The sequence below is a fragment of the Mycoplasma sp. 5370 genome (assembly GCF_054343435.1).
This window is the reverse complement of record NZ_JBTGVF010000015.1, coordinates 1-22,957: the sequence shown is the minus strand read 5'-3', so window position 1 is coordinate 22,957 and position 22,957 is coordinate 1. Positions and strand designations below refer to the sequence as shown.

Here is a 22,957-nt window from a genome sequence, read left to right as displayed (position 1 = left end):
ATATATATTATGAAGATTTTTCATTTAATTTATTAAAAGAAATTAATGAAAATAATAAAAAAATTTCTATTTTATTATTTAAAAAAATTCTTGAAATAGAAGGAAAATTGAAAAGTCAAATTAGCAATTATATAGCAATGTGTATGAAGATATATAAAGATGAAAAAAAATTAAAAGTTGACGAAAATTGAAAAATATTTTTGCAAAATTATAAGCCAAAAGAAAATTTTGAATTTATTATAAGTGAAAACGAAAGAAAAAAAATTTATTTTAAATATCACACTAAAACAAATAAATTTTTATATTTTATTGATGGTAAAAATGAGATATATGAACTTAATTATAAATGTTTAAATAATAATATATGTATAAACAATATATTACATAAATTAAATCTACAAAAAAAAGAAAAGAAAAATTTATTATATAAACTACAACAAAAAGCATTTGAAATAAAGGAATTTAAATTTTTAATGGAAAAAATAAAAAAATATAAAGATTGCAATTATATTTGAAGAGATATAGAAAAATTTGAATTAGGAACTTTAATTTCTTTATTTAAAATAGTAAGCGAATTTGGAAAAAATAATAATTTTATAAATTTAATTTTTCCTAAAAATTGATCAATGGCAAAAATAACTGCATTTTTTAATTTTTTGCAAAAATTAAGAAACCATATTGCTCACCAAAAAAATTTACAATATTTTTATTTATTAGAACTAGAAGATGAATTTTTAAAAAATTTTAAAAAAATAAATAAAATCATTTTTTATTCTGATTTAAAATATTTACTTAAAATAAAAAATTTATTCGGTTTACCATATAGATTTGATATTTTTATTACCAAAAATGGTCTTCAAACTACTTTTAATAGTTTATTTGATAAAAAAATAAAACAAATTTTAAATTTTTTGTAAAAATATGTTAGAATTATTATGTATTGGAAAAAGCCGCCAAGGTGCGGGTATTTAGAGATATTTAAAAATTCTCTATCTAAGCGAAGAAACCGCTTTAAAAAGCGGTTTTTTTGCACTTTTTTCATTAAAACAGACTTAAATTAAAAAAATATAAAAAATCAAAAAACAGAAATTTTTCAATTCTTTTTTAACTTTTTTAATTTAAATGATCATTTTTCTTTAATTTCTATTGAAATTTACAACGAATAAAAAAGTTTATTTTTTATAAAAATAATAAAAAAATAGTAAAATGTAGAAGATGTTTTAATTTAATCAAGGGAGAAAAATGAGTATTACAGATAAAAGATCAAAATTGATCGCTACAATCGGTCCTTCTACTCAGGACTATAAATTATTAAAAAAACTTGTTGAAAATGGAGTTACTACAATTAGAGCAAACTTTTCACATGGTGATTTTGAAGAACAAAATGCAAAATTTGAAAATGCTAAAAAAATAACTAAAGAGTTAAACATTCCAGTTTCTATTTTACTTGATACAAAAGGTCCAGAAATTAGAGTTGGAAAAATGAAAGATGGAGCTCAAGTTATTGAGGCGAATTCAGAAGTAACAATTTTAACAAATGCAAATGATTTTAAAAACTTTGAAGGAACTGCAAAACAATTTTCTGTTTCATATGAAATGGATAAAGATTTAAAAGCAGGTGACAGAGTTCTATTTGATGATGGTAAACTGCAATCAGTTGTTAAAACTGTTAAACCAGGAATAGTTGTTGTTAAAATGGTTAACACTCACAAATTAAAATCAAATAAAAGAATTAATTTACCAGGTGTTGAATTTTCATTACCATTCTTAGCTGAAAAAGATATAAATGATGTTAAATTTGGTATTGAAAAAGGTGTAAACTACATAGCAGCATCTTTTGTTAACTCAGCAGCAAACGTACAAGAATTGAGAAAATTATTAAATGATAATGGTGGTTCTCACATTCAAATTATTTCAAAAATTGAATCACACGTAGGTATTGAAAGAATTGATGAAATCATTGCTGAATCAGATGGAATTATGATTGCTAGAGGAGATTTAGGTTTAGAAATCCCTTATCAAGATGTTCCATATCACGAAAAAAATATTATTAGAAAATGTAGATTAGCTGGTAAACCAGTTATTGTTGCTACACAAATGTTAGATTCAATGGAAAATTCACCACAACCTACAAGAGCAGAAGTAACAGACGTTTATTGAGCAACTGAACTTGGAGCTGATGCTACTATGTTATCAGGGGAATCAGCACAAGGTAACTACCCATTAGAATCAGTTCAAGTTATGTCAACTATTAATAAAAGAGCTGAAAAAGAATTTTATAATAAATTATTCTATAGAGTTCAATTAGCTACTATTGCTAAAGCTTCTTCAGGTAAAAGAGCAGAAATTGCTCATAAACTTGCACATTTAACAGCAGAAAAAGACATTAGATATGCAATTGTTTTATCAAGAACAGGGGAACTATTAAAAATGGTTGCTAAATTTAGACCAAATACAGCAATTATTGGTATTTTAGATAATGAAAAAATGATTGGTGGATTTGGAGTTACTTCTTCAGTGTTTACATCATTAGATTCAATTAAATTATTTAAAGAAATCAAAAATAACCCATCTAAAGCAAAAGAAGCTTTAAAACCATATGGTGCAAATAAAGGTGATAAATTTGTAATTGTTGAAAATGACAAAATTACTGAATTCACATACTAAGTATTAAATTTTAAATCTTTTCTGTAATAAGGAAAGATTTTTTCTTTATTTAACTAAAAAACAGTAAAAAAATATAATTATTAATAATTTTTATCTTTTTTAACAAAAAAAAAAAAAACAGTAGTAAAATTAAATATAAATAAAGGTTATTTAGAATATTTTTCATATTTAGGGGGCAAAAATGAGAAATTTTTTAAAACAAGCAAAAGTTAAAAAAACAATTGCTATTTTAACAACTTCAATCACTCTTCCACTTGTTGGATCTGGTTTATATTTTGCTGCAACAACTGATTCTGCTAATGCAAAAGAAAAATCTAAATTATTAAAAGACAATATAGTTTCTCTTAATACAGGCACCAATCTTGATTTTAAAGATGGAATTTTTTCTCATAGAGATAATAATCAAAAAATTAAAGAAATTAAAAAAGAAAATGAAAAATCAAATGTCGCATCATCAGACAATGATTCGGAAAAAGAAAAAGATAAAGAAAAAAATGTAAATAAAGATGAACCTAAAAAAGAAGATATTTTAGTTTCCCCACCTAAAAAAGAAACACCTCCACCACCAGAAAAACAACCACAACCCGAACCAGAACCTATTAAACCAGATGAAACAGAAGTTGAAAAACCAAAAATTTTAGATATTAACGTTAATAATAAAGTGGTTCCAGAAACACCTAAAGAAGATGAACAAAAACCTCCTGCAATTGTGCCAGAAGAACCAAAAACACCTGAAAAACCTATAGAAAAACCAAAACCTGAACCAGAAGTTCCTGTTATAATCGAAGAACCCACTATACAACCTAAACCAGTAGAAAAACCCATAGAAACACCAAAACCCGAACCTGTGAAACCAAATCCAAATGATAAAAATATTGAAATTATTCATTTTGAAAATACAGACATTGTTGCTCATGTTACAAGACCAAGAGAAAGAGTTTTACATAAAGATGATATTGATAAAAAAATAACTAATAGAATTCCTTATGTATCCGATATTACCCCTAAAATAGATTCTGTAGAAGTTACATCTGAATTGAAATCAGTAAATGCTAAAAGCGCAATTAAAGCATTGACAAGAACTTTTAATGAAAATGAAAGAGCAATGCTTAAAACAGAAAATACTGATTTATTTAAAATATCAGATTATATTAGACAAAACATTAGTTATTATGAAGTTCTTTTTGATAAATTTAGATTATTAATAGAAAACGGGGATAAAGTTAAAGAATTTTTAACAGAAGAAGGACAAAAAAAATATCCAGAACTTAAAAAACTTACAGATAAAAATGAAAAATATGCAAGAATTTTAGCTTATATTGATCCAAATAAATTTACTAAAACATCAGATGCTGTTGATGATTTACTTGGAAAAGGTTATGTTATAAATCCAGAAAACAGAAATGTTTATATAGATGCAAACGGACAAATTAATTCATATGCTTTTGATCCTTTAATTAATGGAGTGGTAGCAACAAGAAAAAGAGACAATTCTGAAAAAAGAGTTTTTGGTTATTCAAGTCAATGAAGTCGTTCACCTGAAGATGTTAGAAATGGTGTTTATCCTGGTTGAACTAAAAAAGATGTTACATACAAATATGCAAGTTACAACGTTACAAAAAGCGATGGATTTACTATTAGTGAACTAACAAGAGATGAACCAATTCAAGGAAAAAGAAATAAAGGATTAGTTGTAGAAATAGATGCTTCCAACAATAGTGGATACGCTAAAACATTACAATTTATTAGACAAGCAAAAAGTAATGGTTTAGATATAACTTCTTATAAAATTATTAATATAGGAACTAAAGATGCAAATCAAAAGTTTTATGATATTTTCAAAGCACTTCCTGATAAATTGCCACAACTAGAGTTATATTTTGAAACAAATAATACATCTGCTTTAATTGCTTTAGAAAATAAACAAATTGATGAATTATCTTTATATACTTCTAAAACTGTTCATTCTGATTCTTGAAATATCAATCCTTTAGCTTTAAGAAATGTTGCATTTGTTAATACTTTGGATTATAATGTAAGTAGTGAATATGCTGCTGGTGTTAGAGTATTTTCTAGAATTGTGTTTGATACACTTTCTTTTGAAGAATCTGATTTAGGAACTTCTTACAAAGATTTAACAAGAATAAATGATGGTTTAAGAATGGCATATTTTGTTCGAAATAACGAAGGAATTTTCCAAAGTGGTTTTGGTCCAGGTTTAGATCCAGATCATAATGAAGGTGGAAATAGTTATCCTTTAGGTTTAGATTTTAGTAGAGCACCATCTATTAAATCACTAAGAGGTTTAAAATTCTATGATATCCATAATTCAAGTAATGGTTTAAGAAAACTAAAAAGAATAAATTTCTATAATAATAGTGATACTTACGAAATTGATGCGGATGAATTAAACAATGCACAATGAGCTGATATTTTAGATACAACTTCACCACCCCCACCAAGAAGTAAAATATCATTTTCAAATGGAAGCACCACTAGAAATCTAAAAATAACAGCAAAAAATGGAATAAGTTCATTAAGTGGTGAAGGTGTTAGAAATTTAAATGTTTTATTAAACTGAAACGATGGAAATTTTGACACTAACACAAGAATTTATGTACAAAAAAATAATGCCGCCCTTTTTGGACAATTAAAATCTTTAGGTAAAAATGCAATTTACGAAAGCGATAACCCAATAAGATTTAGTTAGGAGAAACTAAAATGAAAAAAAGAAAAATATTTATACCCCTAATATTAACTGCAACAAGTGTTTTAACTTTTGTTTCTTGTAATGAAACTAAAAATCCTTCTAATGTAAAAAATCCAGATTTAAGACAAGATCCAGAAGAAGGAAAAAATCAAGAATTAAAAACTATTGCTGATTCAGTTAATATTGAATATAAATCATATAAACAATTTCCACCTCAAACAGATAGAAAACAAGTTTACTTTACAGATTTACAAGATTTTGATAATGATGTTAAATTTACTTTTAGTGGAAAAGATTCAGATAAAGTAACTGCTAAAATTATTAATTTTAAAGTAGAAAGAGATGCAAACAATACATCTATTTCCAACAGAACTGGTAATGGTACAATTGTTTTTGAATTTTCTTTAAAAAGCGATCCAAAAATTAAATATCAAAGAGAAATAAAGGTTTCCGGTTTTGCAAGCAATCCTTTAAATGCTGGTAGTGATGGTAGAATACCAAGTGCACTTAAAAAAGAAGACAATCAAGAGTTTTTAAGTAAATATTTTCCAGCAGATCAAGTTGTTAGATTTAATTTAGATAATGATGATTATATAAAAACTTTAAAATTACAATTAACAAATGGACAAAATAATTTTGATGCTAAACAGTATAGACCAGATTTACATATAACAGATTCAGAGAAAACTAGTTTTGATTCAAAAGCAAAAGAAGCAAAGATAGATACATATGATAATGCTCTAATTAAAGGATTTACTCTTCCTTCATACGGAGATAATGGTGAATATAAAGGTTTAGAAATTTTTAATAAACCAGAAGTACCAAAAGGTCCTTCATGATTAGATTCTGCTCATAGAGATGAAAATAAAATAGTTGGTATCCCAAGATACTTACCTAATGAAATGTACAAAAAAATCGCTCTACAAACATTTCATGTAACTTTTAATAACAGAGATGAAAAAGAGCAAAATGTTTTACATCCAACATCTGGAACAATGTGAATTATGGATTATCAGAAAAAAGATGATAATAAATATCCTACAAAATGATATTTTGGAACAAATGTTCATGTTGCTGATGCTTTAACAGATAAAACTGCTTCAATAGGTTTTGGTCGTTTAAATCCAGATGCAGGTATAAAAACTGTATTTAAATTACTTGGTTTTGATGAAAACTTTACTCAATTTGGTTTCCCATTAGATACTAACAATAAAACAGATTGACCAATAAAAGTTGTATTTTCTGGAAAAGATTTTCTTAAAAAAGATCCAAAAGATTATTTAATTGATAAGCAAAAAACAGAATTTGCAGATAAAAAAGAATTCATAGATTTTGCTGTTCTAGAAATAGATTTTGAAAAATTAAAACAACAAGTAGGAGAAAACGGTTCATCTATTACAAGTGGAAATAAATCATATGAATCAAGTAAAATAACAGAATTATTTAACAATAAAGCAGAACTTGCTAAACTATTTACAAATGATTATGCAGAAAAACCAAATGATCAAATTAAATTTTTAAAAAAATCTTATTTAAAAGATTATTCACAAATTGATTTTCCTTTAGATTCTTCAAAATTAAATGATTATTATAAAGATAAAGATTCATTATACATTTTAGGTTATCCACTTGCTATTCAAGATTTTTATTTAAAAGAATATGAAGATGCAGATCAAATTAAAAATAAAAAAAATGACTTTAGTTTATGAGTAAATGCAGAAACTGAATTATTCCCTACAAATTCTTCATCTCAAAATGATAATCCAAAAGGCAAAAAAGGAAATTTCCTTTCTTATTCACTTGGTTACAGAACCTTTACAGATAAACCTGGAGTTGTAGATGAATTTATAAGTGCAACAAGACTTGGAAAAGATTTATATACAGACTCAGAGAAAAAACAATGAGTTGCTTCTGGATTAGCTTATACTCCAAGATTTTATGTTCCATATGGAGGTGCTTCTGGCTCTTCAGTTAGAAATGATAAAAATGAACTTGTTGCTGTATTTCACGGAGCTAATGGAAGTGCAAAAACAGGTTTAGCTGCTGCTTTTAGATCAGAAGGTTATGACTTTAAAGGTGCATATGGAACAGGAGATAATGCTTATCATTTACCACAATATGATGTAATTTATGGTGGCGGTAAAGATCAACAAAAATCTTATAGAGAAGAATTAAAAAAACTTTATGGAAATGATTCTAGTTTTAAAACAAACTTATTTTCACAAGGTTTAGATCACATAGAGGAGGGATTTGCTTTTGACAATAGTTCAACAACAGAAACAGGAAAATAGTAAGAAGAAGACAAAATTAAACAAAAAAGATTGATTGTTTGATACATTAAAATATTCTTTAGTAGCTTCAGTTTTTTTTGGATTATTATTTATTCTTCTTTTTTACAAAAAAACAATTTTAGGAATAGAAGATTACTTTTTAATATTTAATTCAACGCAAGCAATAAGACAATACAATTTTCTAATAATTACTAAAGCTGTTATATTATTTTTTGTTTTCTTCTATTCGATTATAAAAAATTATATAAATTTAGTTTTTCATAAAGAATTAATTAAGATTTACATTCCTTGATATATTCTTTATTATTTATTTTCACTTGCTTCATTTATATTATTTTTTACTTTTGATCCATACTCAAATATCACAAAAGATATTGTTTATAAATATTTTTGACTTCTGTTTATTTTAGTTCCATTAGTTATTTCCAACATTGCAAATTACTTTTATTTTTACTTTACAAAGAAAAACAAAAATAAAATTGGAAATAATAAATTATCTTCTATCATTGTTTCATCAATTGCACAAACTTTATTTTTATCAGGTTATATAACAACTTTTTGATTATTAATTGAACCAGTTAAAGAAACAGGAAATGCCTTTATTTTAGATAAAAGTCAAATTTATCTTTTTATGGAACAATTATTTTCAGTAAAAACAGCACTAAATGTTGTTTATATGATTGCTATTATTTTAACAATAACTATTTTAGTGATAGGAATGAATTTTCCAAAAATTCAATTTTTATTAAAAAAAGAATACAATCATTTATATTTTAAAAGTCAAATTATTTTATATTTAAGTTCTTTATTTGCTTTAATTATTTGATTTATATTTATTTTAATAAAAACACAAAAAAATACAGATGTAATTTCTTCAAGTAAAGAACATAGTTATATTGCTTTATCAGTTCAAATAATATTTGTTTTAATTGTTAGTGCACTATATTTTGTGGTAAATTTATTAAAACCACTGCAACCTAAAGGTAAAATTAATCCTTCATTTTACTTTGTAGTAGTACAACTATTAATTTGATTATCAGTAATTATTGCAGTTCGTTTTTCTACTGAATTATTGATAAATTCTATTATTTTAATTGTTTCATCAGTTATTTCAACAATTATTTCACTGTTTTATTTAATTTATATTAAAAATATCAGTTTCTATATGATTTTATTAACATTTGTGTTTTTAGGAGCAATTAGTTTATTACTTTTTGTTTCTTCACTAAATACCATTTTAATTGAAAAACAAAATTATGCTTTATCTTCATTTAATATTAATTTTACTATGAATGAAATTCTAATTATCTTTATTATTACAGTATTATCAACATTTTTAATTAGCTTACTGATTGATTCTGGAATTACTTTAGTTAAAATTCTCAATTACAATAATAAAAAAACCGATAAGAAAGGAACTAAATAATGAAAAAACTATTTAAGGAAAAACAAAAAGAAAAAGTAAATAAAAAAGAAGAACAACAATTGATGATTCCTTTTTATGATGTAGAACAACAATATAAAGAAATGGAAAAATCCGATAAATTTATTTCATATCAAAGATTAATGTCTTCTTTATTATTGACTACTGGATTAAGTTTTGATAGTGATATTGTAAAAGAATATGTTGCTAATTATGAAAAAGCAATAGTTAAAAAATATGACTTAGTTTATTTAGATTTTATCCTTTCATTTGGACTTAGTGATAAATTTGGATCTAAATTCTTTGTTCCAATTTTAGTTAAAGATATTAGTTCTAATAATGAACACATTAATTTTAAATTTTCAGAAGATTTAGCAAAAGAAAACTTTTTAGTTAAATTAAATGAAGCAATTAATGATTTAATAGCAAGAAATTTATTTGTTGAATTTCTTCCTGGAATCATTCTTTATTTTTCTCAGCAATCAAAATCATTAAAATTAGTTTTTAAAATCAATTATGCTGCTAGAATAAAGAAATAATATGCACTTAAAGAAAATTGTTCAAAAAAAGAACAACTTAGAAAAAATTAATTTAAAAGCTAATAGCGAGAAAAATATTTTATTAATCACAATTGTAAAATTAAACCAAAAACTGAGATTTTATATTGATAATGCTTTTTTAACAAGAGAATCAATTAGACACCTAAATGACAAATATAACATCCAAAATCCTTTTATTGTTGAAAATAAAACTGCTAAAATTACTTCTAAAATAACCTCTATTTTTTCCAAATCATTAGCAAAAGAAAAGGAATTATGAATTTATTTAAAAGAAGAACAAAAATATTCTACCGACTCTTATTCAAGATACGAAAACATGATTTTAGAAAATGTTAAAAAGAAAAAAATTGATTTTATTGCCATTGGAAAAAAAGCAGAAGAATTTTTAGAGCAAAATAAACTTAATGTTTTAAAAACTTTTGATTTAGATGATAATAGTAAAATAAGAACAATTTCAACTTTAATTAAATTTTTATATGAGCAAGAAAAATATAAAAAAGTTAATTTTGTTTTAAACTCTAATAAAAATTATAAAAGTTATTTCACTATCTTACCTATTGAAGATTTTGAAATGCATAAATTAATAAATACAAGTGAAAAAAACCTACCAAAAGATTTATTTGATTTTAATATTTATCCTAATGTTGCCGAATATGTGCAAAATAGTATTGATATTTATATCGAAAATGTGGTGCAATCACTAATTATTGAATCATTATTTTATAGTGCTAAACTTAATTTAGTAAGGGTAAATAAAATCCTTAAAGATTTAGAGAAAGAAATTAAATTTACAAAAAGAAAAATTATTAAAATTAAAAGAGAAAATGAAATTGAAGAAATTATAATGCTAACTAAAAATAACGGAAATTTCTCTGTTTTCAATAAAGGAGAAAGTAATGAAAAATAATCTTAATTTATATAGTATTACTATCAATTTTATTGATAACTCAATTTTAAAAGTATGAAATAGTTCTTTAGAATTATATTTTAAAGAAGAATTCAAATGAAATGAAATTGAAAAAAAATCTTTAGCTTGTTTTGAACAAATTTTAATTAAAATCAAAGAAAAAAATAAAGAAGAAAAATATCTGTTTCTTAAAAATGCTAATTTTATAATTTTAGATAATGAAATAATTATTAATTCATTAAATGAACAAGAAATTTATAAATTATCTAAAGAAAAAAATAATGATTCTGCTTTAATTAAAAAGCAAAAAAAAGAGTTAGATTTAATAAAGTCACTAAATAAACTTAGTTTCAATTTAGATAATACAATAAAAGAAAAAGAATTGATTTTTTCTCTTTATAAAGCAGAAGTAATAAGAGAAATTAATTTAAGAAAGGTGAGTGAAAATGAAAAAGAATAAACATCAAAAATATAAATTATTAGCTTCTTCTGCCTTGCCTTTGTTAGCAATTCCTGCAGTATTTTTTACAAGTGCAGATCCAAATGAAAACAATTCTGGAACAAATGATAAAGAAAAACCGCCTGTTAAAAAACAAGTAAGTCCTGAATTTTCAAAGTTTGCAAAACTTGCAACAGACACAGTAAAAACTGGTTTAGAAAATGCTATTGATATTGCTATTTCTAATATTGAAGATGAAAAAAATAAACTAAAAAAAGATGAAAAAATTTCTTTTGAAGATCGAGCAAAAAGAAATTACTATTTTGAAACACTTATAAACTTTTTAAAATCTAATAAAGCAAAAATGGTTAGTGCACCAAATGAAAATAAATTGCACGTTACTTTCCCAAATGTTTTTTCACAAAAAAAGGCTTTTAAAAAAGGTAAAGTAACTTTTCAAGGAAAAACTTATGAAGATGTAATTTTCACAACAGATTCAGACAATACTAACTATACTACTGCTTTTGGTTCACAAGGAAAACAAGAATCTGTTTCAGAAGAAGGAAACTATTATACAACTCCCGATATTACTGGATATTTAAAAAAATATACAGATTCTTTAAAAGAAAGAATTACTGATATTTTCTATGATCCAAAAGATATTCCAGAAATTGAGTTTAATCCCGAAACCATTTCTAAAGATGATGGTAGTTCAGTTAGCGCACTTGTTGCAAAACCACCAAAAGATTTTAAAACTTGAGATGATTATTTTAAAAGTAAATACGAAGATAGATTTACTGTCTTTGATTTAGAACAAAACAAAGTTGAAGAACCACAAGAAGATCAACAGCAAAAGAAACCAGATGATGATAACTCAATTCCAGAAATCCCTACTCTTGATGATGTTGATACAAAACCAAGCGATCAAATCGTTGATGTAAAACCATATAATCCTAAAGAATATATCGAAAAATTACCTATTTTAGGACCGGAGGTTTTAACTAAAAATTTAGATAAAGAAGTATCACAAATAGCATCTGAATTTGAAGCAAATCCAATTAGCGAAGATTTCTTTTTCTTCAATAACCCAATTAATACACGTTTTGAATATAAAGTTACTGCTGTAGAAAAAGATACTAATAGTGATAATTACGTAGCAACAATTAGAATCCAAGATCAAGTAAAACCAGAATATGTAAGATTATATAAAACCTTTATTACAATTCCTGGAAATAAAGGTTTCCATAAAATTTATCAAGAATACGTTGCTTCAGTAAGAAAAATCTTTGTTAATCTTTATAAAGCTCTAGAACTAGATGAAAAAATCGATGTTGATAAATTAGAAAGCAATCAATTAAAAACAAGATTACTTACAATGATTAATGTTGTGACACAAGAGTTATATTATAGTAAAACTTTTGTTGATAAACAATCACAAATTCTTACAGCAATTAGTGTTGAATTAAATAAAAATTTAAATGATCAATCTGCTATTGAAGATGGATTAAATTTATTAGATATCCAATTAATTTCTTCACTTAAAACTTCTAGAATTCAATTTAGAGAGTTTTACTCAATTTTACCTGAAGGTTATGAAAAAGAATTAAATAGATATCAAGAGTTATTAAAAAGAGAAGATTTATTAACAAAAGTTAATGCTAAATTTAAAAAATATAATGCTAATACTGATGTTATTAATAAACTTTTTGAAAATATGCGAAAAGATGTTTCAATTCTTAAAAAGCACGCAGGAGCAAAAACTTTTAATACCCTTAAATGATATGAAGAATATTTAAGTTTATTAAATAAAATTGCAAAACAATTTAATGTTGTTAAAGAATTTTTAAAAGATGAAAAAGCAGGCGATGATCAAAAAGTAGAAGAAGAAAATTCTAAAAACTTTAATAAAGAATATACCTTAGCAAACCAATTATTACAACAAGAATTTAAATCCCAAAACTTATTTTTAACTGTAATAGGAACTATTTTAGGATTTTCAGGTTCAGGAGCATTAGCTTTAGGAGTTGCTAATAAAGTAAACTCAAAAAATAAACATAATAAATCAGTTTCCAAATCAAATATAGCAATAATTATATTATCTTCTATTGTTATAGTATTTGCTTTAGCATTAATTTTATTTGGAACAATAGGAGGAATATAATATGCAAAAGAAAAACCCAATCATTACAGCTATTTTTGACTATATTGTTGAAGTAACTGGTGATTATGATTATAAACAGAGACAAAATTTTACAACAAATGAATTTCCAGAAGCAAGAATGATGGTAGTAAGTGCAACAGACTCTAAAGCATTTTTACTTGTTGATAATAATGTTCTTGAAAAACTTAAGATAGGACAAGAAATTATTGAAGTGCAAATTGAAAATGAAGTTGAAACTTCTTATTCTCATTTTGGGAAAGTTTTAGATATTCACGGAAACGAAATTTTCCCTTCTAAAGGAAAAATTGAAGGAAATTCCTTTTCAAGAAAAAGCAAAATTTTTGGTGATGCTCATAATTTAATGACTGTTAAAACCTTAAATGAACAACTTTATACAGGGATTATAGCAGTTGACTTACTTATTCCAATTGGTAAAGGACAAAGACAATTAATTATCGGTGATCGTCAAACAGGAAAAACTCATCTTGTAGTTAATACAATTATTAATCAAGCAAAAAACAATGTTAAATGTGTTTATGTAGCAATTGGACAAAAAAGAGAAGATATGGCAAGATTATACGAAACACTACAAGAATATGATGCTTTAGATAATACAATTATTATTGATGCTCCTTCTACAAGTGCTTATCAACAATATTTAGCCCCATATATTGGAATGGCACATGCTGAAAACATTTCACAGTATGATGATGTTTTAATTGTTTTTGATGATTTAACTAAACATGCTAATATCGTTAGAGAAATAGCTCTTTTAACAGATAAACCTGTTGGAAAAGAAGCAATGCCAGGAGATATGTTCTTTGCTCACTCTTCTTTACTTGAAAGAGCAGGTTCCTTTGTTGGTCGTCAAACAATAACAGCTTTACCAATTTTAAAAACAGTTGATGGTGATATTACTAGTTTAATTTCATCAAACGTTATTTCTATAACAGATGGACAACTTGTAACAAGTGCTGATTTATTTAGTAGTGGTAGATTACCAGCAATTGATATTGATTTATCAGTATCAAGAACTGGTAGTTCAGTTCAATCAAGAACTATCACCAAAGTAGCTGGAGAAATAGGAAAAATTTTCCGTGCTTATAAAAGACATTTAAAACTTGCAATGTTAGATTATGAATTTAATAAAGAAACAACAAACCTTTTATATAAAGGAAAAATGATTGATAAAATGTTTATGCAAAGAGGTTATTCTTTATACTCACAAAGATTTGTACTCTTAATGTCTAAATTAATTTTATGAGGAACTCTTAAAGGAATTAAAGAAGAGCAAAAAGCAATGAACTTCTTAAATGTTTTAATTGATGCTAATAAAGATGCAAAAGAAATTTTTGAAAAAATCATCAATAATGAAACTTATGATGAAAACATTACCAAAAGTTTCTTCTCTTATGCTTTACTGCAATATTCAAGAAAATTAAAATTAAATTGAGAAATTGAAGTTGAACACAAATTTATTGATTTTAGCGAAGCTGAAATGGAACAACTTTTAAAATTAACAGGAGATAGATAATTATGAATGGAAAAATAATTAAATTTTGAACTGATGTAGTAGAAATTGAATTTAGTGAAGGAAATTTACCAACTTTAAATACAATTTTAACTTTACATGAAGGCAAGACATACTTACTTGTAAAAAGACTTGTTAATAATAAAGTTGTTAGAGCAATTATTATTTATTTATATAAAGAAATTTCTGTCGGAGAAGTTGTAGAAAATACTCAAAAAAGTTTTATGGTACCAGTTGGTTCACAAGCTCAAAACAATATTTACAGTTTTGAAGGAAAACCTTTATTAAGTGATCGTTATACTTTTCCTAAATATGTTGAAATGAATTCCACAATTAATCGTGAAAGAGTTCTTGATTCTAAAATCGAAATAATTGAAACAGGAATTAAAGCAATTGACTTTTTTATGCCAATTATTAAAGGTTATAAACTTGGAATTTTTGGTGGTGCTGGAGTTGGTAAAACAGTTTTAATGAAAGAAATTATTTTTAATGTTAATAAAAATAGTGAATCAACTTCTAATATTTTTATTGGTTCTGGAGAACGTTCAAGAGAGGCTATTGAATTATTTAATGAACTTGAAAGTTCTAATTTAATGCAAAATTCTTCAATGTATATTTCTAAAATGAATGAATCTCCTGGAGCTAGAATGTCAATTGTACCAATAGGAATCACAGCTGCAGAATACTTAAGAGATGTAGAAAAGAAAGATGTATTATTATTTATAGATAATATTTATCGTTTTGTGCAAGCGGAAAATGAAGTAAGTGCATCTTTAGGAAAAAAACCATCAGTTGGTGGTTATCAATCAACCCTTGAAAGTGATGTTGCCCATGTTCAAGAGCGTTTATTTAAAAACGAAAATGCTGGAATAACATCATTTCAAACAGTATTTTTACCTATGGATGATATAAGCGATCCTTCTGCTGTTGCTGTGTTTAACCACTTAGATGGTAACCTAGTACTTTCTAGAGCACAAACAGCAAAAAACATTTTCCCTGCTTTTGATCCACTTGCTAGCTCTTCTAATTCAGTAGATGCTAAAATTATAGGAGAAGCACATTTTAATGCAATAGTAGAAGCAAAAAGAATTTTAAAAACATACAAAGATTTAGAAGATGTTATTTTAATTTTAGGATTCGATGAATTAGATGATGAAAGTAAAAAAATTGTCAAAAAAGCTTTACAATTGGAAAACTTTTTCTCACAAAATTTCTTTATGACTGAACATTTTACAAAAGAACCTGGAACATATGTTCCTTTAGCAGATACTGTAAATTCAGTTATTAGAATTATTAATGGTGAATATTTAAATCAAAGTCCTGAAATCTTTAGTTATGTAGGATCAAACTTAAATATTCCTACCGATAAAGAACTTGGACTTAAATAAAGAAACTAATAAGGAGATATCATGGGAACAAACTTTTTTAAAAGCACTAAAAATAAAAAAATTATAGCAATAAGTTCCGTTTCTATAGCTACACCTATCACTGTAGGTGCTCTTTTCTATGTTTCAACAACAGATAAAGCAAATGCTGCTGAACGTTCTAAATTATTAAATGATAATGTTGCTTCCATTAACACTGGAAATAATTTAAATTTTAAAAATGGTTTTAATTCACATAGAGATAATAATCAAGAACCAAAAGAAACAAAAGCACAACAAGAGCCACCTAAAGAAAATAAACCAGTTAATCAACCACCAGCAGAAACACCACCTCCACCAGTAAATCCACCTGAAGTTGATCCTAAACCAGTTGATCCTGATAAACCTAAAGATCAAGAAAAACCAAAAATTACTGAACAACCAAAACAACCAGAACCAAAACCGGAAGATACTAAAAAAGAAGATCCAAAAGTTATTGATATAATTACTCCTGAACCAAAACCAGTTCCAAAAGAACCAGAACCAGTAATTACTCAACCAGTAGAAAAACCTAAACCATTACCAGTTCCAACTGTAGAATCACCAAAACTACCCGCTCCAATAGGTGATAAAAACTCAGAAATTACAATTGATTTTTATGGTGAAAAAATTAGAGTAAGTCTTGAAAAACCAACACCAAGAAAAATTGATCAAAGAGATATTAATGCAGGTAATGCTAATAGAGTAGAATACATTAACCAAATAACCCCTAAATTAACAGGAATTCAAGTTACTGACAAAATTATCGAAGCAAATAAAAGAAGTGCTCTTAGAGGTTTAAGTAGATCAGTTCCTTTAGATCAAGCTTCCTTTCCTGAACTTCGTTCTGGAGCATTAAGTGAAAAGCAAATTAAAGAACTCTTAGCTACTGATTATAGTTCAACTGGTTATTATAAACATATCATAGATAAATTTTGAAAATTAATAGCAAATGGAGATAAAGTTGTTAATTTTTTAAAAGAAGAAGGAAAAAAAGAATATTATAAAACTTTAAGAGCTCATAAAGATGAAGATTGAGCTAAATTAAAAATCATTTCCTTTTTAGATATGACTAAATTTACTACTTTATCAAGTAATGCTAAAAAACAACTTGGTGAAGGTTATGTTATTTATGATGATAATTCTAATGTTTATATAAATGATGATGGAGAAATTGATTCTTATTCAACTTCACCACTTATCAATTCTACAACTGCAAGATTAACTAGAGATAATTCTAAAAAACGTGTTTTTGGTTACAATGATTGAAGAGGAAGATATCCTGATGAGGTTAGAAACGGAACTTATCCAGGTTGAAATAAAAGCGATGTTACAAATGAATATTCTAATAAATATAACATAACTCCAGGACAAGGAATTAAGTTTGAGAAACTTAAAAGAATCGAACCTTTAGAGGGTGAAAGAAATGAAGGAATTGTTGTTACAATAGATGTTGCTGATCCAAATGCTTTAAGTAAAACTAAAAAATTAATTGAAGATTTAACAAAAGCAAATGAATCAATTACGTCATACAGAATCATTAACATAGGTAAAAAAGGTTCTTCAAATTATGATTTCTTTAGTATTTTTAAAGCATTACCTGATAAATTACCACAATTAGAGTTATTTTTTGAAACTTACAACACAAGTGCCCTTTTAGCTATTAAAGATAAAGAAATTGATGAATTATCTTTATTAACAACAGGAAATTCACTTGCAGAAGGTTGAGCAATTAATCCAATTGCTCTCAAAAAAGTTGCTTGAATCAACACAGTGGATTACAATGTAAGTTTTAACTATTCAGCAAGACAAACAATTGCTACAAGAATAACTTTTGATACAATTGCTTTTAATGATGTTAATATAGGAGAAAATAAAGACTTAACAGAAATTAATAATGCTTTAAGAATGGTTTACTACGTTAGAAATAATGAACCATTTTTTGAAGGTAGTTTTGGTCCAGGATTAGATCCAGATCATAAAGAAGGAGAAAATAGTTATCCAACTGGTTTAGATCTTTCTGGTGCTAAACAATTAAAATCATTAAAAGGTTTAATTTTCTCAGATACAATTAAACCTTCAAACAAACCAAGAAAACTAAAAAGAATTATTTTACATAATGAAGGTGATACTTTTGAAATTGGTGCTAGTGAAATGAATGGAGCTCAATTTGCTACTGTTCTTTCAACAGAAGGGATGCAACAACCAAGAAGTAAAATAGTATTTGATAATGGAAAAACAACTAAAAAAATTAGAATTGTTGCTGATTCAGCAGCAAATAAATTAAATTCGGAAGGAATTGCTAATTTAAAAACTTTAATTGATTTTAGTGATAATACTTTTGATTCAAATACTGTATTTGAGGTTTATTCATCTGATACAGAATTAGCAAATCAATTAAGAACTCTTGGTAAAGTTGTTCGTACAGTACAAAAAGGACAACCATCATTTTCATTCTCTTAATAGAAAGGATATTTAAATGAAAAAAAGTAAAAAAATATTACTATTTCCTTTAGTAACTACTTCAGTATTTGCTTTAGTTTCTTGTCAAAACACAATTTCTAATTCAAATAATAGTGATCCTAAAAAAGATCCAAATCCTTCTAATCCTGGAAGCAATCAATCAGCAACTATTAGCAATAATGATCAATTAAATAATTTAATAAAAGATTTAAGCGTTGATTTTAAAGGTTATGATGATTTTGATCGTCCAAAAAATTCTGTCTTTTTTACTAAGTTTTCTAAGGAATTATCTAACTTAACTCCAATAATTAAAGGAAGTCATAAAGATGATGTAACAGTTAAGGTTATTAGTGCTATTCCTGATAGAAAAGGTGAAAAAGATATTTCTAATCAAACTGGAAAAGGGAAAATTTTAGTTGAATTTACTGCTAAAAGCAATCCTAAAATTAAAGTTACAAAAACTTTAGATATTTCTGGTTTTAATAGTAATCCAGTCTTAACCGACGAAGAAGGTTATATTGTAAGTAATTTAGGTGATTTTATAGCAGCTAGTGATAAAGAAAAATATGTAACTCAATATAATCAACATCAAAGATATGAAAAAGATAATGAAGAATATTTAAAAGTTTTAAAACAACAACCAGGTTTTTCTGAAAGTGACTTTAGAAAAGATGTACACATTACACAAGAAGAAAAAGCAAAATTCGATGCTAAGGCAAAAGAAGCAGGAATTGATACTTTTGATAGTGCATTATTAAAAGGGTTTACCCTTCCTTCATATAATAACGATGGAACTTATGATGGATTAAAAATTTATGATGCACCTGAACCTGGTAAAGGACCTTCGTGAGTTGATGCAGCAGATAGAGATCAATATAAAATCGATGGAATTCCAAGATATTTAACTAATGATCACTATAAAACAGCAGCTATGCAAACTTTCCATGTTACTTTTAATAATCCAGATCCAGAACATCCAGGTGATCCAAAATGAAGTTCACCAACTTCAGGAACAATGTGAATTTTAGATTATGAGAAAAAAACTGATGGAAGTTATCCAACAAAATGATACTTTGGTACTAATTTACACGTAGCAGAAGCTTTAAGTGATCAAACTGTTAATTTTGGTTTATCAAGAATAAATAGAGATGCTGCTGTTAGAACTAAGTTTAAAATTTTATCTTTTGATGATAATTTCACAAACTTTGGTTTTTCAGCATTACCTAAAGATAAAAATAGTGAAAAACCTATTAAAGTAATTTATAGTGGAGAAGATTTCTTAAACTCTAAACCTTCTGATTTTCTTGCAAATGATCAAAAAGAGAAATTTAAAGACACAGAAGAATTTGCAGATTTTGCAGTTATAGAAATTGATTTTAGCAAAATAAATCCTTCACAAATTGGTATTTATACAGGAATAAAAGGTGGTTCTGTTTCTTTCAATCAAGATACTTTCAGAAACAATCCTTCCGAAATGGCAAAAATTGTTACTAATGAATATGCAAATCATACAAATGAACAAATTAAATTTAAAACAGAATCTTATTTTAAAAACTATGATAAAATTAACAAAAATTTAAATTATTCAAAACCAGATACAAATGTAGATAATTTATACATCGTAGGTTATCCTTCTGCTAAAAATGATTACTTTTTAAAACAATATGAAGAAGATGATCAAAGAGATAAAGCAGCACATACATTTAGTCTATGAACTAATGCTGAAACTAAATATTTTGATAACATCACTTATGATCAAGTAACAGGAAAATACAATTTTAGTGATGAAGAAATTAACAGAGGAAATTATTTATCTTATGAAATTGGTTATCGTTCCTTTGTTGATAAACCTGGTGTTCTTGATGCCTTTATTTCAGCAACAAGAACTGGAAAAGATTTACACGTTGCTAAATTAGATAATAATAAAAAACTAATAGCAGCAGGTTTATCATATTTACCTAAACATTATGTGCCAGTTGGTGGTGCTTCAGGTTCATCAATAAGAAATCAAAATAATGAATTAGTAGCAGTATATCATACTTCTAATAATTCTGCTAAAACAGGAGTTGCTTCAGCATTTAGATCTGAAGGATATGATTATAAAGGAATTTATGGTGGTTCTAGTTCAAATGCATATCACTTGCCACAATATGATTTAATTTACGGTGGTGGTAAAGACCAAAAAAATTCTTATAGACAAGCACTTCAAAAATTATATGGTAATAATTATAAAACTAATTTATTTGATAATATCACACAAATTCCTGAAAAATTCCAATTTAAAAACACAAGTGAAATAGAAAAAACAGCAGATAAAAAATAGGGTAAAACCTATTTTTTGTTTATAATTTATAGCATAGGGAAAGGTGGTATACTTGCAAAAGAAAATTGAAATAAAGTTCTTTGTACCAAGAAATTTTTATAGATTATTTTTATCAATGTATGGATTATTTTTTATAATGTTAATAAGAACATTTTTACAAGATTTATACTTTAGTACACATTATATTGTTTTTGCTGTTTCTCTTATTGGAGCTATTACTATTTTAAGTATTGCTATTTTTTATACTGTTATGTGAATTAAAATTAATAAAAGTAATATAGTTATAGAATCAGGAAGATTAAAAGGAGAAAGTTGTGCTAATTCTTTAGAACGTCCTAAAAATTTTGATTGATTTAAAATTGAAAAAATAGATATTAATGTTAGAGAAATCCTTCAGGTAGAGCATTTTTATGAAAAAGGGAAAGATAGTATTAAAGTTATTACTAAAAATCAAACTTATTATTTACATTATGTTTTTAATTACCAAAAAACAATGTTAGAATTAAATGCTTTGATTGAAATTATGAAAGAAGAAAGATGGCATTAATTATTTTTGCAAAGGGAAAACCCTATTTAAACGCAAAAATTTAAGATTAAAAAAATAGTCCAATTAAGGACTATTTTTGTGCTTTTTCTATTTCTCCCATCTTTCCCAGTTTGCCCTAAGAAATTAGACTAAAATTGGAATTTATAGATTTTTACTATATATTTATATATATAGTAATTTTTATTAAAAAAAATAAAAAAAATAATTGCACTTAATTGCATTTTGTGGTATAATATAAGGATGGAAAAGAAAAATTTAATATTATTTAATGTTTCAGGAAACAAAAAAGGCGTAATTTATAAATACGTTGGATGGACAACAGGTTTTGGAAAAGCACCAACAAGATGATTTAGCCTTGGAAATTTAGAAAAATTACTTGAGAAAAAAGAAAATGCAGTAGAAATTCTAAAAGAAAAACTAAAATCTTTTTCTTCACTTGATAAAAAAGAAAGAGTTCAGTCTGCATTACTGGAGTCTTTGGAAAGTGATGAGCTTGTAAGAGTAAATAAAAATGTTGGACACGAATTGATAGAAGACTTACTCAATAAACACAACATTTTTGAATCTTTTGAGAAAACAAGACATAAGGATATGAAGAAAATCTTCAATTTTTTAGTTGCAAAAAGGATTTACAATCCTTCAAGTATTTTCTCTTCTTTTAGTGATCAAGGTGAATTCAATAGTGATATTTCAGCATCAAAAAATAGTTTTTATAGACTTCTTGAAATTGTTGAAAGCAATCAAGCAAATCTTGTAAATGCACTTCATCAAATGGTATTAAAAGAAACAAACAGGAATTTAAATGAAATTTATTTTGACTCATCAACTGTTTATTTTGAATCTTTTCAAAGAACAGGTTATAGACAAACCGGTTATTCTAAAGATGGAAAATTCAAGGAAGATCAAATTGTAATTGCCTTAGCATGCGATGGTAATGGAATACCTTTCCATATCAAAGTTTTTAGTGGTAACACTCCAGATTCAAAAACTATGATTGAATTCTTGCTTGAACTTGAGCAAATGTATAAAATTAAAAACATAACTGTAATAGCAGATCGTGGAATGAGTACATCTGGAAATATCAGATTTTTAGAGCAAAAAGGTTATGGCTTCATCATTTCTTACAAAGCAAAAGCAAGTTCTAAAGAATTCAAAGAATATGTTTTGAATGAGAAAGATTATGTTTATGTAAATGATAATTTAAAATACAAATCCACAGATTTCTTTTCCACTTTTAAAAATAAAAGAGTTACAGAAAATGTCAGAAGAAGAATTGTAACTATAAGCAAATCAAGAGCTTTAAAAGATAGAGAAGATAGACAAAATTTAATTAATAATTTTAAAAAGAAACAAAATAAAGATGGAACTGTAGATTCTTCAAAAATGCTTGGTACTAAAAAATGTAAATACTTTACTGAGATATCAAAATTAAAATTTGAATTGGATTACAAGAAAATTCAAAGAGATGAAGAATTTGATGGTGTTTATGTATATGAAACCAATTTATTAAATTTAAGTGAATCTCAAATAAT

At 25.7% G+C, this 22,957-nt stretch carries 15 protein-coding genes; all 15 read left to right on the top strand.

All coding sequences use genetic code 4. From position 1 onward, the window contains the following. Positions 1–917, top strand: a 917-nt coding sequence (locus tag ACXX88_RS02760; RefSeq protein WP_458559525.1) for a hypothetical protein, incomplete at its 5' end; no start/stop codon positions are given. Between the two features lie 325 nt (positions 918–1,242). Continuing rightward, positions 1,243–2,667 carry a pyruvate kinase gene (gene pyk, locus ACXX88_RS02755; RefSeq protein ID WP_458559524.1) on the top strand — a complete coding sequence of 475 codons (1,425 nt, stop codon included), beginning with the start codon at positions 1,243–1,245 and terminating at the stop codon, positions 2,665–2,667. A 181-nt stretch (positions 2,668–2,848) separates the two neighbouring features. Beyond that, on the top strand, positions 2,849–5,377 hold the full coding sequence (locus tag ACXX88_RS02750; protein WP_458559523.1) for a putative immunoglobulin-blocking virulence protein: 2,529 nt from the start codon (positions 2,849–2,851) through the stop codon (positions 5,375–5,377). Positions 5,378–5,388: 11 nt separating this feature from the next. Then, positions 5,389–7,668 carry an Ig-specific serine endopeptidase MIP gene (mip, locus tag ACXX88_RS02745; protein WP_458559522.1) on the top strand — a complete coding sequence of 760 codons (2,280 nt, stop codon included), beginning with the start codon at positions 5,389–5,391 and terminating at the stop codon, positions 7,666–7,668. Continuing rightward, positions 7,634–9,094 carry an MSC_0624 family F1-like ATPase-associated membrane protein gene (locus ACXX88_RS02740; RefSeq protein ID WP_458559521.1) on the top strand — a complete coding sequence of 487 codons (1,461 nt, stop codon included), beginning with the start codon at positions 7,634–7,636 and terminating at the stop codon, positions 9,092–9,094. Before mip (ACXX88_RS02745) ends, ACXX88_RS02740 begins: the two co-directional genes overlap by 35 nt. Next, positions 9,094–9,630: an MSC_0623 family F1-like ATPase-associated protein gene (locus tag ACXX88_RS02735; protein WP_458559520.1), complete on the top strand. Its 537-nt coding sequence runs from the start codon at positions 9,094–9,096 to the stop codon at positions 9,628–9,630. Before ACXX88_RS02740 ends, ACXX88_RS02735 begins: the two co-directional genes overlap by 1 nt. Position 9,631: 1 nt before the next feature. Then, positions 9,632–10,558, top strand: coding sequence for an MSC_0622 family F1-like ATPase gamma subunit (locus tag ACXX88_RS02730; RefSeq protein ID WP_458559519.1), 927 nt, complete (start codon positions 9,632–9,634; stop codon positions 10,556–10,558). Further along, complete coding sequence (locus ACXX88_RS02725; protein WP_458559518.1) at positions 10,548–11,018, top strand: MSC_0621 family F1-like ATPase epsilon subunit; 471 nt, start codon at positions 10,548–10,550, stop codon at positions 11,016–11,018. The genes ACXX88_RS02730 and ACXX88_RS02725 overlap by 11 nt, the downstream gene beginning before the upstream one ends. Beyond that, positions 11,005–13,158 (top strand): MSC_0620 family F1-like ATPase-associated subunit, encoded by a 2,154-nt coding sequence (locus tag ACXX88_RS02720; protein WP_458559517.1) that lies wholly within the window; start codon positions 11,005–11,007, stop codon positions 13,156–13,158. The genes ACXX88_RS02725 and ACXX88_RS02720 overlap by 14 nt, the downstream gene beginning before the upstream one ends. Position 13,159: 1 nt before the next feature. Beyond that, entirely contained in the window at positions 13,160–14,692 is a 1,533-nt protein-coding gene (locus ACXX88_RS02715) for an MSC_0619 family F1-like ATPase alpha subunit (RefSeq protein ID WP_458559516.1), read from the top strand. Positions 14,693–14,694: 2 nt separating this feature from the next. Further along, positions 14,695–16,077, top strand: a complete 1,383-nt coding sequence (locus ACXX88_RS02710) for an MSC_0618 family F1-like ATPase beta subunit (protein WP_458559515.1) — start codon at positions 14,695–14,697, stop codon at positions 16,075–16,077. A gap of 21 nt (positions 16,078–16,098) precedes the next feature. Continuing rightward, the gene (locus tag ACXX88_RS02705; RefSeq protein WP_458559514.1) at positions 16,099–18,555 is read left to right on the top strand and encodes a putative immunoglobulin-blocking virulence protein; all 2,457 of its coding nucleotides are present in this window, start codon (positions 16,099–16,101) and stop codon (positions 18,553–18,555) included. Between the two features lie 16 nt (positions 18,556–18,571). Continuing rightward, positions 18,572–20,878, top strand: coding sequence for an Ig-specific serine endopeptidase MIP (gene mip / locus ACXX88_RS02700; RefSeq protein WP_458559513.1), 2,307 nt, complete (start codon positions 18,572–18,574; stop codon positions 20,876–20,878). 52 nt (positions 20,879–20,930) lie between these two features. Beyond that, on the top strand, positions 20,931–21,425 hold the full coding sequence (locus ACXX88_RS02695; RefSeq protein WP_458559512.1) for a hypothetical protein: 495 nt from the start codon (positions 20,931–20,933) through the stop codon (positions 21,423–21,425). A 240-nt stretch (positions 21,426–21,665) separates the two neighbouring features. Further along, positions 21,666–22,957: IS1634 family transposase (locus ACXX88_RS02690; RefSeq protein ID WP_458559511.1), on the top strand; the 1,292-nt coding region annotated here is incomplete at its 3' end.